Raw genomic sequence first — 15,382 nt, 5'->3', positions numbered from 1 at the left:
GACCGCTCTCCTCACATGGAGCGGTGCGAAGCGGATGGACCCGTATGGATTGCCGCTCGCCGGAAGAGCTACGCCTTATGCGTGCCGGCGCATATACGACGCCTGCCGTATTTCAGCATCGATGGAGGGCTGGTTACGGTGCGCTGGTTAAGACAAGGCGATCGGGCGCAAACCGTCCAGGGAGGCGCGCATGCATGCTTTATCCAGCGGGCAATCCAAGGCGGACGGCATAGGCCGTGACCTCGGCCGTGCTGTGAAGATTGAGCTTGCGCATCAGGTTTTCCCGGTGCTTGCGCGCCGTCAGCGGGCTGATGCCGAGCTGCTCCGCCATCTGCCTCGAGGTCTGCCCCTGCGCCGAGAGAAGCAGGACCTGCCGTTCCCGCAATGTCAGCGGAATGGGCGAGACGATCTCCCCGGTGACCGGCATCTTGCCCGGACGTTCCGGATCGGCGACCGCAAACCGGATCGATTTCGCCAGATAGGTCTTGCCGCTCTTCACGGCCTCGATGGCCGCATCGAGCTCCTCGGGATCGCCGTCCTTGGTCAAATAGCCATTGGCGCCGGCATCGAGCGCTGCTCGCACCGTCCTCGGTTCGATATTCGCCGTCAGCACCAGGATCTTCATGCGCGGCGCCAGTGCCCGTATGTCGGAGATGAACTGGATCCCGGCAACGCCCGGCATGCCGAGATCGAGGATCAGCAGGTCTGCGCGGGTGCTGCGGACAAGATCGAGCAGGGTGTCGCCATTGGCCGCCTCGGCAACGATCGACACATTCGTCATGGCCGAGATCAGCAGCTTCAACCCTTCGCGCACGATGGCGTGGTCGTCGGCTATGATGGCGGTAAAGGGGCGATTCATCTGGCTACCACTTATGGATGTGCGGCTTAAATTCTTTAATCGCTAATTTATTTGAAACAGGTTACCGATAAATCAACCTTGCCGGGAAAGGTTGTTTTCAAGACTTTGTTCGGCGAATTGGAGGGATCCCATGCAGGACGGCAAGATACGCCAGGCTTTGGTCGAGCTCCTGTATCGCAACTCCTATGGCGTGGTCGTCTCCAACATCGTGATCTCGCTTGCGGCGGCCTATATTCTGAGAACCGCCGTTTCCACGAACTGGCTCCTCGGCTGGCTTGGTGGCCTGTATCTGCTGACCGCCATACGCGTGCTTGCCTCCCACCGCTTCTTCAGTCGCGAGCGAGAGCCGGGGTCGATCGCGCGGTGGGCTTGGCTTGCGGCGTCGTTTTCCTGGGTGTCGGCTCTATTGTGGGGCGCGATGGGTTGGGTCGGCTTCCTTCCCGAAGAGCCTGTCGTGCTCTCCTTTACCGTCATCGTGCTGACCGGGCTGGTTTGCGGCACGGTGCCGTCGCTGTCCGCTTTCCCACCGGCGCTGATCGGCTCGATCATCATCACGGTGATACCGATCGCCCTGCGGTGCATTCTCAGCGGTAGCGACATGTCCGGCGCTTTCCTGTTCCTGCTCGTCTCCATGGTGTTCATCAACATCTATTATTGCCGCATCACCTACCGCATGCTCCGCGAAACCGTTGCGCTGCGATTGGAGAACGAGGAACTGGTCGTGAGCCTGCAGGAGGAACGCGACCGTGCGCAGACGGCCGATCGCTCGAAAACCCGCTTTCTGGCAGCTGCCAGCCATGATCTGCGTCAGCCGACCCATGCCTTGAGCCTGCTGGTGTCGACGCTGGCGATCCTCGGGCAGCGTGGCGACGTGGCCTCTCCCACCGCTCGCGAATTGGCGGCCAAGGCCAAAGCCATCGTCGGTAATCTCAGCGGCTTGCTGAATGCGCTGCTCGATATTTCCCGGCTCGATGCCGGCGTCGTCACCGTGGCGAGGGAGCCGGTCTCGCTGAACAGGCTTTTCGCCGAGCTTCGTGATGAGTTCGCGAGCGCCGCCGGGGACCGCGGCCTTGGGTGGCGAACGGTGGACAGCACGCTCTCGGTCGATAGCGACCCGATCATGCTCAAGCGCATCCTCGACAATCTGGTTTCGAACGCATTTCGATACAGCACGAAGGGGCGGGTTCTGCTTGGCTGCCGCCGTCGTGGCGCTTCGGTCGAAATCCAGGTCTGGGATACCGGCGCCGGCATCCCCGCCGATCAGCAGAAGGCGATCTTCGAGGAGTTCATACAGCTTCACAATCCGGCGCGCGACCGCACGCAGGGTCTCGGGTTGGGTCTGGCGATCGTGCGGCGAACCGCCTTGCTTCTCGGCCATCCGTTGCGTCTGGTCTCCACGGAAGGGCGTGGTTCCATGTTTGCCCTCACCGTACCCGTTGCCACCTCAGCCGCCTCCGAGGCGAGGACCGACAGCAGCAGGATCGCAGCCGAGGGCACGCTTGCGATTGCCGTGATCGACGACGAACGCGATGCGCTCGATGCGATCAGCTTGCTGCTCGAAACACTCGGTTACAGGGTCTATGCCGGGCGTTCGGCGGCGGAGGCATGCCATGCTCATGCCGAGGCGTCGCCGGATGGCACAGCACCCATCGATCTCGTCATCACCGATTATCGGCTGGAAGCCGGGATGACCGGGATCGAGGCGATCGAAGAGGTCCGCACCCATGCGGGACGGCGTTTGCCTGCGATCATCTTGACCGGCGACACGTCGCCGGCCCGCCTTCGGCAGGTCACCGAAAGCGGCCACCTGCTGCTACACAAGCCCATCGATGCCGAGCAGATGCAGCAGGCAATCACCGAATTATGTTCTCCGCGCCCGCTGGACAGTCGCGAAGGGTCGAGCAGAGGCTGACCTATTCCGCGCCACTGCTAATGACGTTTCAGGAGGCCGCGCATCCCTTCTGCGTGATCGATCTGCTTGCCTCGCGTGGATTCTGCTGGTAGTGAGCGCTCCCGCAGCTTTTGGAAAGCTCAGGTATCCGGTCGCAGCCCACCCGGTCAAAACAAGGGATCATAGATTATGAAGACCATCGTCGTCTGCTCCGGCGGACTGGACTCCGTTTCGCTCGCCCACAAGGTCGCAGCGGAACAACAGCTTATCTGCCTTGTCTCGTTTGACTACGGCCAACGGCACCGCAAGGAGCTGGATTTCGCCGCCGCTTGCGCCAAGCGCCTCGGCGTGCCGCATGAGATCATCGACATCACCACCATCGGCAAGCATCTGACCGGCTCGGCGCTCACCGACGATGTTGATGTGCCCGACGGGCATTATGCCGAGGAAACGATGAAGGCGACCGTCGTTCCCAACCGCAACGCCATCATGCTGGCGATTGCCTTCGGTCTTGCCGCCGCGCAGAAGGCGGATGCGGTTGCCGTCGCCGTTCATGGCGGCGATCATTTCATCTATCCGGATTGCCGGCCCGGCTTCATCGACGCCTTTCAGCAGATGCAGAACCAGGCGCTCGACGGCTATGCCAGCGTTTCGCTCTACGCGCCCTTTGTCATGACCTCCAAGGCCGACATCGTGACGGACGGCGCCCGGCACAACACGCCTTTTGCTGAGACCTGGTCCTGCTACAAGGGTGGGGAGCGCCATTGCGGCCGCTGCGGCACCTGCGTCGAGCGACGCGAAGCCTTTCATCTCGCCGGCGTCGAGGACCCAACGGATTATGAGGATCCGGATTTCTGGGTGACGGCGACGTCAGGCTTTTCGGCCCAAGAGGTGAAGTGATGTTCCGCATTACCAAGGAATTCCACTTCTCCGCCTCGCATCAGCTGACGCATCTTGCCGACGATCACCAATGCGCCCGGATGCATGGGCACAATTATATCGTCGAGGTCGAGCTTTCGGCGGCCGAGCTCGACGCCAATGGTTTCGTGCGCGACTATCATGAGCTCACGCCGCTGAAGCGCTATATCGACGACAATTTCGATCATCGCCATCTCAACGACGTCCTTGGTCATGGCCGCGTCACTTCGGAATGTCTGGCCAAGCATTTCTACGACTGGTGCAAGGCGATGCTGCCCGAGACCTCGGCGGTGCGCGTCAGCGAAACGCCCAAGACATGGGCGGAATACCGGCCATGAGCGAGGCACGCGAGGCCCGGATCCGCGTCAGCGAGATATTCGGGCCGACGATCCAGGGCGAGGGCATATTGATCGGCCTGCCGACCGTGTTCGTGCGGACCGGCGGCTGCGACTATCGCTGTTCCTGGTGCGATACGCTGCACGCGGTCGACAGCGATTATCGCGATCAGTGGCAGGCGATGTCGGTCGAGGAGATCTGGCAGGACGTAACCCGGCTTTCCGGGGGCAAGCCGCTGACGGTTTCGCTGTCTGGCGGAAACCCGGCGATCCAGCCGCTCGGTCCGCTGATCGCTCGTGGTCACGGCGAGGGCTACAGTTTCGCGCTGGAAACGCAGGGGAGCGTCGCGAAAGACTGGTTCGCGGATCTCGATACTCTCGTGCTGAGTCCGAAGCCGCCGTCGAGCGGCATGGTGACGGATTGGGCCGCTTTCGACGACTGTCTGCGCTCGGCGGCGGATAAGCCGCAGATCGCGCTGAAGATCGTCGTCTTCGACGACCGCGACTATGCCTATGCGCGCGATGCCGCCGCCCGTTATCCGCATCTGCCGGTCTATCTTCAGCCCGGCAACCATACGCCGCCGCCACCGGATGCGGACGACGCGACAATCGACATCGATGGGATCATGGACAGGATGCTTTGGCTCGTGGACAAGGTCATGGCCGACGGATGGTTCGAAGCGCGTGTTCTGCCACAGTTGCACGTCTTGCTCTGGGGCAACAAGCGCGGCGTCTAGCCGTCCGCGCCTGTGCCATCGCGGCACGGCGTTCACGCTTGGATAGGATATTCGAAAAGCACCCTGGGGATGAAGGCCCTTTCACGTTGCCGTGACAGCTCACGGGATGCCATGTTGGCATACATCTGCGGATGAGATGCCGACAAGAATCATCGACGGGAGGGATGCTTGAAACAATTCATTGCCATTTGCGCCATCGGATCATCGATTGCCTTTGCGGCCCATGCCACGGAGCAGCCCACGCTCTCGGCCCACGAAACCAAGACGTTGGTGTCGGACGGGCTTTCGTTCAAGGATCTCAATCGCAACGGAAAGCTCGATCTTTATGAGGACTGGCGCCTGCCGGCTGCCGAGCGCGCCGCCGATCTTGTCGAGCAGATGACACTTGAGGAAAAGGCCGGCCTGATGATGCATGGCACCGCGCCATCCATCGGCCCTGGCGCCGGCATGGGCGTCGGCTCTGAATATGATCTCGACCGAGCCCGGGACATGATCGACCGGCGCAAAGTCGTCACCTTCATCACCCGGCTTGGCGGCGATCCCGCCGTTCTGGCCGGAGAGAACAACAAGCTGCAGGAGATCGCCGAGGCTGGCCGTCTCGGTATTCCAGCGACCATCAGCACCGACCCGCGCAATCACTTTCAGTTTGTGCTTGGCGCCAGCGTGGCGTCCGGTGGCTTCTCCAAGTGGCCGGAGACCCTGGGATTTGCGGCCATCGGCGATGCGACGCTGGTGCGTCGGTTCGGCGATATTGCTCGCCAGGAATATCGTGCCGTCGGCATTCAGGAGGCACTGTCTCCCCAGATCGATCTCGCCAGCGAACCTCGCTGGCCACGCATCAACGGCACCTTCGGTGAGGATGCGCAGATCGCCAAGACCATGGCGGAAGCCTATGTGGCCGGCTTCCAGAACGGAGAGGCCGGTATCAACCGTGACAGCGTCATCGCAGTTGCCAAGCACTGGGTCGGCTACGGCGCGGCCAAGGACGGCTATGACAGCCACAATGCCTACGGCCGGCACGCCACTTTCCCCGGAAATGATTTCGCCGAGCATCTGATCCCCTTCGAGGGAGCCTTCAAGGCCAAGGTCGGAGGTGTCATGCCGACCTATTCGATCCTCGACGGTGTCACCATTGACGGCAAGCCGCTGGAGCCGGTCGGGGCGGGATATAGCAAGCAGCTTCTGACCGATCTTTTGCGCGGACATTACGGTTTTGACGGCGTCGTCCTCAGTGACTGGTTGATCAGCAATGACTGCAAGGACGCCTGCCTTGACGGCGAGAAGCCGGGCGTGAAGCCGACATTGAACGAGGAAACCTTCGGCATGCCCTGGGGCGTCGAGGATCTGAGCCGCGTCGATCGTTTCGCCAAGGCCGTCAATGCCGGCGTCGACCAGTTCGGCGGCGTGACCTCTTCGGATCTTCTGGTGGAAGCGGTGAAGGAAAAGAAGATCAGCGAGGAGCGCCTCGATCAATCGGCGACCCGGATCCTGATCCAGAAGTTCGAGCAGGGCCTGTTTGAAAACCCCTATGTCGATCCGCAAAAGGCCCGCACGATCGTCGGCAACCCGACATTCGCAGCCGAGGCCGCCGCCGCGCAGGCCCGCGCGATGGTGCTGCTCGACAACAAGGCCAAGCTTCTGCCGGTGAAGGACGGCAGGAAGGTGTTCCTCTATGGCGTCGATCCGAAGGTGGCATCGGCCCGTGGTTTCACGGTCGTGGCGAGCGCTCCCGAGGCCGATTTCGCGCTGGTGCGCCTGAATGCGCCCTATCAGCAGCCGCATATGAACTATTTCTTCGGCTCCCGGCATCAGGAAGGCGACCTTGATTTCAAGGACGGCAATCCTGATTTCGAAGCCTTCAAAAGTGCGGCGAAAGCGGTTCCGACCATCGTGACCGTCTATCTGGCACGTCCGGCGATCCTTACCGGCATTCACGATCAGGCCAGCGCCATCCTCGGCAATTTCGGCGCGAGCGACGAGGCGCTGTTCAATGTGATCGAAGGAAAGCAGAAGGCGGAAGGCAAGCTGCCTTTCGAGCTTCCCTCCTCGATGGTCGAAGTGCTGGCGCAGAAGTCCGACGTTCCGCACGATACGCTTCATCCGCTGTATCCGATAGGCTATGGGCTGGCCTATTGATCCGGGTGATGGAGACCTTCGCTCCGGTGGGACAATGGCCATAGTTGCATTGGCGGCATCTCACGGCTAAGTATCTTGGTACGCCATAATACGACTTGCGAACAATGGTCCGAGAAAAACGGCCAATGATCGTGACAACGGTGATGTCTTCGAGACCGGGGTGCAGGGATGAATGATGATTTGCGGGGCGCGGCAATTCGGGTGGAGCGTCCGGCGAAAACCTTGCGCGAGCTGGCGCTCGACAAGGTGCGCGAAGCGATAGTCAACGGGTACTTTCGCCCCGGCGACCGTCTGGTCGAGCGCGATCTCTGCGCTCAACTCGGTGTCAGCCGTACGATCGTCCGCGAAGTTTTGCGTCATCTCGAGTCGGAGGGCCTTGTCGCCAATTTGCCGAACAAGGGGCCGATCGTCGCGCTGCTCGACCTTGGCGAGGCAAAGCAGATCTATGAGATCCGCGGCGCGCTTGAAGGCATGGCGGCGCGGCTTTGCGCCGAACAGGGCAATCCCGCAATCGCCGATGCCCTGGACAAATCGCTGCAGGATATCCGCAATAGCTATCAGGACAAGGATATGCCGGGCGTGCTCGCGCACACCTCGTCCTTTTACCAGACGCTGTTCAGCATGGTCGACCGCCATGTCGCCTGGGGGATCGTTAACCTCCTGACCGTCCGCATCAATCATCTGCGCTCGATGACGATCAAGACGGAGAACCGTGGCGTCCAGGGTCCGGCGCAAATGGCTCGTATCGTCGATGCCATCCGGCGCGGAGATGGGCCGGGGGCCTATCAGGCGGCAATGGATCATGTCGCCAGCGCCAGCGCGATCGCCGAGGCGGTTCTGTCCGGGCAGCAATCGGTCGACTGATTGATCGGTCGCGGGCTGTTCCCCCAAGTCATTTCCTTGAATACGAAAAGTGAACTGGCTTCGCGAGCCGGCTTGTTGTCGCGCGAAATTGCGCCTGAAAACGCGCTGCCAGCTTGACACCGCACTTTGTTCAATGTGACGGTATGCCATAATCAAGAATACCAAAATGGAACGTCAATGAACTGGGATGTCGCTGTGAGGTCGCGCCCTCGCTCTTGAGCGAACGGCGGTCTGTTTTAGCGCCAACTCATTGCTATTGTTATCTTTATCGAACGGCATCGCGGATTTTTCGCGACTCGCAGAAACGAACTTGACAGTTTTGTATGATGGCATACCATAATACAAAATCTTGAAAGCGAGACGACCGATGACCCTTCAAATCCGAAAGACCGTGCTGCAGATCGAAACGACACTGATTGAGGGCGGGAAGGCGGCGGCCATTCCGCTGAAACTGTTTTCTGCATTGGCGGTCGTCAAAAATCCCTGGGCCGGTCGCGGTTTTGTCGAAGACCTGAAGCCTGAGATCCATGCCGTCGCGCCGGTTCTCGGTGAACTGCTGACCAAGATGATCATTGAGGCGGTCGGCTCCGGCGAGGCGGTCGAAGCTTATGGCAAGGCGGCGGTCGCCGGTGTTGACGGCGAGATCGAGCATGCCTCGGCGCTGATCCATACGCTCCGCTTCGGCAATCACTATCGCCAGGCGGTCGGCGCCAAGTCATACCTCGCCTTCAGCAATACCCGCGGCCCGGCCAGTGCGCCGATCATGATCCCGTTGATGGACAAGAACGATGAGGGCCGACGCTCGCATTACCTGACCATCCAGACGTCCATTCCCGATGCTCCGGCTGCCGACGAAATCGTCGTGGCGCTCGGCGCCTCGGTCGGCGGTCGGCCGCATCACCGCATCGGCGACCGCTATCAGGATTTGAGGGATCTGGGGCAGGACGTCGCCAACCCTGCCGGCGTTTGACGGGGTCGGGATGTCGACAGTGGAAACCATAGCGCAACACAATGCCGACGAAGCCACAGCGAAGGGCCTGCCCCGCAGCAGGACGGCAAGTGGCACAGCCTATCATGAGGCCGGCAGCGGCGAGCCGCTCATCCTCATCCATGGCGTCGGCATGCGGCTTGAAGCCTGGGCGCCGCAGATATCTGCCTTTGCGCGGACGCATCGCGTCATCGCCGTCGATATGCCCGGTCACGGTGAAAGCAGCAGACTACCGGCCGCCAGCCCCCTTGAGGCGTTTGTCGATTGGTTCGGCGGGTTTCTGGATGAAATGGCGCTCGACGGCGCAAATGTCGCCGGACATTCCATGGGTGCGCTGGTTGCCGGCGGAAGTGCCGCCACATTCGGTCGCCGGATAAAGCGTGTTGCCTATCTGAACGGCGTCTATCGCCGGGATCCCGATGCGAAGGCGGCGGTTCTCACGCGTGCGGCGGCAATCCCGCTTGCGGGCGTCGACAAGGAGGGGCCGCTCCTGAGGTGGTTCGGTGATGACAGGCAAAGTGCGGTCGCGCGCGAATTGACGCGTAACTGGCTGAGCCTCGTCGATCCGCAAGGCTATGCGACGGCTTACGCCGCCTTTGCCGGTGGCGACGAGACCTATGCGGATCGCTGGCCGGACGTGCATGTGCCGGCCCTGTTCCTGACCGGGTCGGACGATCCAAACTCGACACCGCAAATGGCCGAGCAGATGGCGTCCATCGCGCCGAATGGCTGGGCCAGGATCGTCGAGGGCCATCGGCATATGGTGAATTTGACGGCGCCGGAGATCGTCAACGAGCTGCTCGCCGAGTGGCTCCTGAGCGAGGAGGATGCAGGATGACGACGGAGCAATTGGATCCCAGAGCGCTGCGCGATGCCTTCGGTGCCTTTCCGACAGGGGTCACGGTGGTGACCACGCGCGATCAGGCCGGAGTGCCGATCGGCTTCACGGCAAACTCGTTTACCTCGGTGTCGCTCGATCCGCCGCTTCTGCTGGTTTGCCTGGCAAAGACATCGCGCAATTTTACGGCCATGACGAGCGCCACTTCCTTTGCGATCAACGTGCTGTCGGAGACGCAGAAGCATATATCCAACACCTTCGCGCGGCCGGTCGAAGACAGGTTCGCCACCGTGGAATGGGCGTCGGGTTCTGCCGGCTGTCCGATATTGGCCGATGTTGCCGCCTGGTTCGAATGCACGCTGGAGCAGGTCATCGAGGCCGGTGATCACGTCATCCTGATGGGGCGGATCGCCTCTTTCGAGAACAGCGGCCGCAACGGATTGGGCTATGCCCGCGGCGGCTACTTCACGCCGATCCTCGCCAGCAAGGCCGTTTCGGCAGCGGCAGAGGGTAATATCGAGCTCGGAGCCGTTCTGGAGCGACATGGTGAGGTCCTCCTCCTTGGCGATGACGCCCTTTCGCTGCCGGGCTGTGACGGCAAGGATGGCAGCCCGGGCGACCTCCTGCGGGATTATCTAGAAGAGCTCACCGGTCTCTCCGTGACGATCGGCTTTCTCTATTCGGTCTATGAGGGCAAGAGCGACGGAAAGCAGCACATCGTCTATCGTGCCTTCGCCTCGGATGGCGAGCCACGCAATGGCCGCTTCCTGAAGCCCGATACCTTGACCAAGGCCCATTTCAAGACGAGTTCGACAGCCGATATCGTCGCGCGTTTCGCGGTCGAGAGCCAGATCGGCAATTTCGGCGTTTATTTCGGCGACGAGACCGTCGGCACGGTCCGCCCGGTTCCAGCAAAGGCGGCACGCGCATGAAATTCTCTCTCTTCGTTCACATGGAACGTCTCGATGCCAGCCAGAGCCACAAGAGCCTCTATGAGGAATTCGTCGCGCTCTGCGAGATTGCCGACAAGGGCGGCATGCATGCCATCTGGACAGGCGAGCATCACGGCATGGATTTCACCATCGCCCCCAATCCTTTCGTGACCATTGCCGATCTGGCGCGCCGCACCTCGCGTGCAAGGCTCGGGACGGGGACGGTGATCGCGCCGTTCTGGCATCCGATCAAGCTTGCCGGCGAGGCGGCCATGGCCGACATCATCTGCGACGGCAGGCTCGATATCGGGATTGCGCGGGGAGCCTATTCTTTCGAATACGAACGCCTGCTGCCGGGGCTCGATGCCTGGGGTGCGGGCCAGCGCATGCGGGAACTTATCCCGGCGGTCAAGGGTATCTGGAAGGGCGATTACGCCCATGACGGCGAGTTCTTCAAGTTCCCCTCGACCACTTCGGCGCCGAAGCCGCTGCAGGAGCCGAACCCGCCGATCTGGGTCGCCGCCCGCGATCCGAATTCGCATGAGTTTGCCGTCGCCAATGGCTGCAATGTTCAGGTGACGCCGCTATGGCAGAGCGATGACGAAGTCGAAGGACTGATGGCCCGCTTCGACGACGCCTGCGCCAAGCATCCGCAGATCGAGCGTCCGAAGATCATGCTGCTGCGCCACACCTATGTCGGCTCAACGGAAGACGACATTGCACAGGCCGCACATGAGCTCAGCGTCTATTACAATTACTTCTTCGCCTGGTTCAAGAACGAGAAGCCCGTCAAGCAGGGTCTGATCGAGCGGATACCGGACGAGGAGATCAGGGCAAACCCGATGCTCTCCGACGCGGTCATGCGCAGCAACAACGTCGTCGGCAACGCCGAGACCGTCATTGCGCGCCTCAGGGCCTATGAAGCTCTGGGATATGACGAATATTCCTTCTGGATCGACACCGGTATGTCCTTCGAGCGCAAGAAGGCGTCACTCGAACGCTTCATCGCCGAGGTCATGCCGGCATTTGCGGAGTGAGACCCATGCAACGCTTCCAGGCTTTTATCGACGGCGAATTTTCAGACGGAGAGGCCCGGTTTCCGAGCGTCGATCCGGCGACCGGCAAGGTCTGGGCCGAGATGCCGGAAGCGCGGGAAAACGACGTCGATCGCGCGGTCAACGCGGCCGAAAAGGCGCTCTATGATGGCCCATGGTCGAAGTTGACGGCCACCCAACGCGGTAAGCTCCTCTACAAGCTTGCGGATCTGGTTGCGGCCAATGCGCAAAAGCTTGCCGAGTTGGAGACCCGCGACACCGGCAAGATCATCCGCGAGACGTCGGCGCAGATCGCCTATGTCGCCGATTATTATCGCTATTACGCCGGCCTTGCCGACAAGATCGAAGGGGCCTATCTGCCGATCGACAAGCCGGACATGGATGTCTGGCTGCGGCGCGAACCGATCGGCGTCGTCGCCATGGTCGTCCCCTGGAACAGCCAGTTGTTTCTGTCCGCCGTCAAGATCGGTCCGGCGCTGGCGGCCGGCTGCACCATGGTCGTCAAGGCTTCCGAGGATGGACCAGCGCCGCTTCTGGAATTCGCCCGCCTCATTCACGAGGCAGGCTTTCCTGCCGGCGTCGTCAACATCATCACCGGCTTCGGTCCCTCCTGCGGTTCGGCCCTCAGCCGGCATCCGAAAGTCGCGCATATCGCTTTCACCGGTGGGCCGGAAACGGCGCGGCATGTCGTGCGCAATTCGGCGGAAAATCTTGCCTCCACCTCTCTCGAACTCGGCGGCAAGTCGCCCTTTATCGTCTTTGCCGATGCCGATCTCGAAAGCGCGGCCAATGCCCAGGTCGCGGGCATCTTTGCCGCGACCGGCCAGAGTTGCGTCGCCGGCTCGCGGCTGATTGTCGAGCGCGGCGTCAAGGACAAGTTCCTGGCCATGCTGAAGGCAAAGGCGGAGGCGATCCGTATCGGGGCGCCTCTGGACATGGCGACCGAGGTCGGACCGCTCGCGACGAAGCGCCAGCAGGATCATGTTGCGGCGCTGATTGAAAGATCCGTCCAGAGCGGCGCCCGCCTCGTGACCGGCGGTAGAAGGCCGGAAGGAGAGGGCTATTACTTCCTGCCGACGATCCTCGATTGCGACGATGTGGCTTCGCCGTCGCTTGCCGAGGAGTTTTTCGGTCCTGTCCTGTCGGTCGTCTCGTTCGAAACCGAAGCTGAAGCGTTGCGGCTTGCCAACGATACCCGCTACGGCCTTGCATCCGGCGTCTTCACCCAAAATCTCACGCGCGCCCACCGCCTGATGAAGGGTCTGCGCGCCGGCATCGTCTGGGTCAACACCTATCGCGCCGTGTCGCCGATCGCGCCTTTCGGCGGTTTCGGGCTCTCCGGTCATGGCCGGGAAGGCGGCTTGGCCGCAGCCCTCGATTATACCCGCACGAAGACGATCTGGCTCAGGACGTCTGACGATCCGATCCCCGATCCATTCGTGATGAGGTAACGCCGATGTTCTACGAAATCCGGACCTATCGGCTGAAGAACGGCACGATCCCGCAATATCTGAAGGTCGTCGAGGAGGAGGGGATCGCCATCCAGAAAGCTCATCTCGGCAATCTGGTCGGCTATTTCTTTTCCGAGATCGGAACCATCAACGAGATCGTTCACATCTGGGCCTTTGCGAGCCTCGATGATCGCGAGGCGCGGCGGCAAAGACTGGCTGCCGATCCGCGATGGCAGGCCTTCCTGCCTAGAATTCGCGACCTGATCGAAGTGGCCGAGAACAAGATTATGAAGCCGGCGAGTTTCTCCCCTCAAGGGATCGTCTCGCCCGTCGCATAAGGCATGCCTGTAAGACATTAAAAACAAGGACAAGGGAACATGAAAGCAAGAATTGCACTCGCGGCCTTTGCCGCAATAATGGCAGTGTCCGGGGCCGCCAAGGCCGAGACGCTCGTCTTCACGAGTTGGGGAGGGACGACACAGGACGCGCAGAAGGCCGCCTGGGTGAATCCGTTCACCGACAAGACCGGCATTGCCGTTGCGCAGGACGGTCCGACCGATTACGGCAAGCTGAAGGCCATGGTCGAGGCAGGCCAGGTGACCTGGGACGTCGTCGATGTCGAGGGTGACTATGCCGCACAGGCGGGCAAGACCGGGCTTCTGGAAAAGCTCGACTTCTCCGTCATCGACAAGTCTAAGCTCGACCCGCGTTTCGTCACTGACTATTCGGTCGGCAGCTTCTATTATTCCTTCGTGATCGGTTGCAACGCCGATGCCGTCAGCGCCTGCCCGAAGACGTGGGCCGATCTGTTCGACACCGCGAAATTCCCTGGCAAGCGCACCTTCTATAAATGGTCGGCTCCGGGCGTGATCGAGGCGGCGTTGCTGGCCGACGGCGTTCCCGCCGACAAGCTCTATCCGCTCGATCTCGACCGGGCGTTCAAGAAACTGGATACGATCAAGTCGGACATCGTCTGGTGGTCGAGCGGTGCGCAGTCGCAGCAGCTGCTTGCGTCCGCCGAAGCTCCGTTCGGCAGCCTTTGGAACGGGCGCATGACCGCGCTTGCCGCCAGCGGTGTCAAGACGGACACGTCCTGGAACCAGAACATCACCGCCGCCGATTCTCTCGTCGTGCCCAAGGGCGCGCCGAACCTCGAAGCAGCGATGAAGTTCATCGCTCTGGCAGCCTCCGCCCAGCCGCAGGCCGATCTGGCAAAGGCAACCGGCTATGCACCCATCAACATCGAGTCGGCAAAGCTGATGGATCCGGCAACGGCCAAGACCCTGCCGGATCAGCAGACTGCCAGCCAGGTCAATGCCGACATGTCATATTGGGCCGAGAACCGTGATGCCATCGGCAAGCGGTGGTATGCCTGGCAGGCCCAATAGGCCGAAAGACATCCGAAGGAGCGCCGCGGGCATCTTGTCCGCGGAGCAGGAGAGCGGGTCCGGCGCCCGCATGGGAGCCGGCCGTTCATCTTTGCTCGAGGTGGGAAAGGAATGCCATGTCGACATATATTGACGTCGCCAGCGAGACCGTGCCCGCGTCGAGGGCGGCTAGACCCAATGGCTTCGGCGGGGTTATGCCGGCGCTGATCTTCGTTGCGATCTTCTTTGTCGTTCCGGTCATCGCCCTTCTGCTGCGCAGCGTGATGGAGCCGGCTCCAGGCTTCGGCAATTATGCCGAACTGCTGGGCTCGGCGACCTATCTCAAGATATTTGCCAATACCTTCATCGTCTCCGGTCTCGTCACCGTGATTTCGCTGCTGATCGGCTTTCCCGTCGCCTGGACGCTCGCGATCATGCCGACGAGGCTGGCCTCGCTGATCTTCGCGGTGCTGCTTCTATCGATGTGGACCAACCTGCTCGCCCGGACCTATGCCTGGATGGTGCTGCTTCAGCGCACGGGGCTGATCAACAAGATGCTGATGGCAACGGGGCTGATCGACCGGCCCCTGGCGCTGGTCAACAACCTGACCGGTGTGACGATCGGCATGACCTACATCATGCTGCCCTTCATCATCCTGCCGCTCTACGGCGTCATCCGCAAGATCGATCCGGCCATCCTGCAGGCGGCGGCACTTTGCGGCGCGAGCCGCTGGCAGTGCCTGACCCGCGTTCTCCTGCCCTTGGCCGCGCCGGGCATGGTGGCGGGCGCGCTGATGGTCTTCGTTATGTCGCTTGGCTACTACGTCACCCCGTCTCTTCTCGGCGGCACGGCAAACATGATGCTTGCGGAACTGATCGCCCAATTCGTGCAGTCTCTCGTCAATTGGGGCATGGGCGGAGCCGCGGCCCTTGTTCTCCTCGTCGTCACGCTGTCGCTCTATGCCGTCCAGTTGCGGCTGTTCGGTGTGCAGAATACGGGAGGGCGCTGAG

At 61.5% G+C, this 15,382-nt stretch carries 15 protein-coding genes; 14 read left to right on the top strand and 1 reads right to left on the bottom strand.

The annotated features are described in order from the left end of the window. Window positions 1-199: 199 nt before the first annotated feature. A complete protein-coding gene (locus AC1RO0_RS13155) occupies window positions 200-859 on the bottom strand; it encodes a response regulator (RefSeq protein WP_498593309.1) in 660 nt (219 codons plus the stop codon). Between the two features lie 130 nt (window positions 860-989). Between AC1RO0_RS13155 and AC1RO0_RS13150 the strand changes: the two genes are divergently transcribed. The 14 genes from AC1RO0_RS13150 to AC1RO0_RS13085 all read left to right on the top strand — a co-directional run bounded on the left by AC1RO0_RS13150 (window position 990) and on the right by AC1RO0_RS13085 (window position 15,381). After that, window positions 990-2,771, top strand: coding sequence for a hybrid sensor histidine kinase/response regulator (locus AC1RO0_RS13150; RefSeq protein WP_498593308.1), 1,782 nt, complete (start codon window positions 990-992; stop codon window positions 2,769-2,771). A 168-nt stretch (window positions 2,772-2,939) separates the two neighbouring features. Then, window positions 2,940-3,650: a 7-cyano-7-deazaguanine synthase QueC gene (gene queC / locus AC1RO0_RS13145; protein WP_498593307.1), complete on the top strand. Its 711-nt coding sequence runs from the start codon at window positions 2,940-2,942 to the stop codon at window positions 3,648-3,650. After that, window positions 3,650-4,006, top strand: a complete 357-nt coding sequence (queD, locus tag AC1RO0_RS13140; RefSeq protein ID WP_498593306.1) for a 6-carboxytetrahydropterin synthase QueD — start codon at window positions 3,650-3,652, stop codon at window positions 4,004-4,006. The genes queC and queD overlap by 1 nt, the downstream gene beginning before the upstream one ends. Next, entirely contained in the window at window positions 4,003-4,740 is a 738-nt protein-coding gene (gene queE, locus AC1RO0_RS13135) for a 7-carboxy-7-deazaguanine synthase QueE (protein WP_498593305.1), read from the top strand. The genes queD and queE overlap by 4 nt, the downstream gene beginning before the upstream one ends. Before the next feature lie 168 nt (window positions 4,741-4,908). Next, window positions 4,909-6,876, top strand: a complete 1,968-nt coding sequence (locus AC1RO0_RS13130) for a glycoside hydrolase family 3 protein (protein WP_498593304.1) — start codon at window positions 4,909-4,911, stop codon at window positions 6,874-6,876. A 168-nt stretch (window positions 6,877-7,044) separates the two neighbouring features. Beyond that, a complete protein-coding gene (locus AC1RO0_RS13125; protein ID WP_498593303.1) occupies window positions 7,045-7,740 on the top strand; it encodes a GntR family transcriptional regulator in 696 nt (231 codons plus the stop codon). 367 nt (window positions 7,741-8,107) lie between these two features. Next, on the top strand, window positions 8,108-8,710 hold the full coding sequence (locus AC1RO0_RS13120; RefSeq protein ID WP_498593302.1) for an amino acid synthesis family protein: 603 nt from the start codon (window positions 8,108-8,110) through the stop codon (window positions 8,708-8,710). Window positions 8,711-8,720: 10 nt separating this feature from the next. After that, window positions 8,721-9,566: an alpha/beta fold hydrolase gene (locus AC1RO0_RS13115; protein ID WP_498593301.1), complete on the top strand. Its 846-nt coding sequence runs from the start codon at window positions 8,721-8,723 to the stop codon at window positions 9,564-9,566. Next, on the top strand, window positions 9,563-10,498 hold the full coding sequence (locus tag AC1RO0_RS13110; protein ID WP_498593300.1) for a flavin reductase: 936 nt from the start codon (window positions 9,563-9,565) through the stop codon (window positions 10,496-10,498). Before AC1RO0_RS13115 ends, AC1RO0_RS13110 begins: the two co-directional genes overlap by 4 nt. After that, on the top strand, window positions 10,495-11,535 hold the full coding sequence (locus AC1RO0_RS13105; RefSeq protein ID WP_498593299.1) for an LLM class flavin-dependent oxidoreductase: 1,041 nt from the start codon (window positions 10,495-10,497) through the stop codon (window positions 11,533-11,535). Before AC1RO0_RS13110 ends, AC1RO0_RS13105 begins: the two co-directional genes overlap by 4 nt. 5 nt (window positions 11,536-11,540) lie before the next feature. Next, window positions 11,541-13,004, top strand: coding sequence for an aldehyde dehydrogenase (locus AC1RO0_RS13100; protein ID WP_498593298.1), 1,464 nt, complete (start codon window positions 11,541-11,543; stop codon window positions 13,002-13,004). 5 nt (window positions 13,005-13,009) lie between these two features. Further along, window positions 13,010-13,342 (top strand): NIPSNAP family protein, encoded by a 333-nt coding sequence (locus AC1RO0_RS13095; RefSeq protein WP_498593297.1) that lies wholly within the window; start codon window positions 13,010-13,012, stop codon window positions 13,340-13,342. Window positions 13,343-13,381: 39 nt separating this feature from the next. Then, window positions 13,382-14,392 carry an ABC transporter substrate-binding protein gene (locus AC1RO0_RS13090; RefSeq protein WP_498593296.1) on the top strand — a complete coding sequence of 337 codons (1,011 nt, stop codon included), beginning with the start codon at window positions 13,382-13,384 and terminating at the stop codon, window positions 14,390-14,392. A gap of 116 nt (window positions 14,393-14,508) precedes the next feature. Beyond that, complete coding sequence (locus AC1RO0_RS13085) at window positions 14,509-15,381, top strand: ABC transporter permease (RefSeq protein WP_498593295.1); 873 nt, start codon at window positions 14,509-14,511, stop codon at window positions 15,379-15,381. Window position 15,382 lies beyond the last annotated feature (1 nt).

It is taken from the genome of Rhizobium sp. GW821-FHT14E12 (assembly GCF_058803745.1).
Note: the sequence above shows the minus strand (reverse complement) of the source record. Positions and strands in the feature narration are given on the sequence as shown.

Coding starts and splice junctions, on each gene's coding strand:
- AC1RO0_RS13155 (WP_498593309.1), bottom strand. CDS start 859: ATGAATCGCCCCTTTACCGCCATCATAGCCGACGACCACGCCATCGTG.
- AC1RO0_RS13150 (WP_498593308.1), top strand. CDS start 990: ATGCAGGACGGCAAGATACGCCAGGCTTTGGTCGAGCTCCTGTATCGC.
- queC (WP_498593307.1), top strand. CDS start 2,940: ATGAAGACCATCGTCGTCTGCTCCGGCGGACTGGACTCCGTTTCGCTC.
- queD (WP_498593306.1), top strand. CDS start 3,650: ATGTTCCGCATTACCAAGGAATTCCACTTCTCCGCCTCGCATCAGCTG.
- queE (WP_498593305.1), top strand. CDS start 4,003: ATGAGCGAGGCACGCGAGGCCCGGATCCGCGTCAGCGAGATATTCGGG.
- AC1RO0_RS13125 (WP_498593303.1), top strand. CDS start 7,045: ATGAATGATGATTTGCGGGGCGCGGCAATTCGGGTGGAGCGTCCGGCG.
- AC1RO0_RS13120 (WP_498593302.1), top strand. CDS start 8,108: ATGACCCTTCAAATCCGAAAGACCGTGCTGCAGATCGAAACGACACTG.
- AC1RO0_RS13115 (WP_498593301.1), top strand. CDS start 8,721: ATGTCGACAGTGGAAACCATAGCGCAACACAATGCCGACGAAGCCACA.
- AC1RO0_RS13110 (WP_498593300.1), top strand. CDS start 9,563: ATGACGACGGAGCAATTGGATCCCAGAGCGCTGCGCGATGCCTTCGGT.
- AC1RO0_RS13105 (WP_498593299.1), top strand. CDS start 10,495: ATGAAATTCTCTCTCTTCGTTCACATGGAACGTCTCGATGCCAGCCAG.
- AC1RO0_RS13100 (WP_498593298.1), top strand. CDS start 11,541: ATGCAACGCTTCCAGGCTTTTATCGACGGCGAATTTTCAGACGGAGAG.
- AC1RO0_RS13095 (WP_498593297.1), top strand. CDS start 13,010: ATGTTCTACGAAATCCGGACCTATCGGCTGAAGAACGGCACGATCCCG.
- AC1RO0_RS13090 (WP_498593296.1), top strand. CDS start 13,382: ATGAAAGCAAGAATTGCACTCGCGGCCTTTGCCGCAATAATGGCAGTG.
- AC1RO0_RS13085 (WP_498593295.1), top strand. CDS start 14,509: ATGTCGACATATATTGACGTCGCCAGCGAGACCGTGCCCGCGTCGAGG.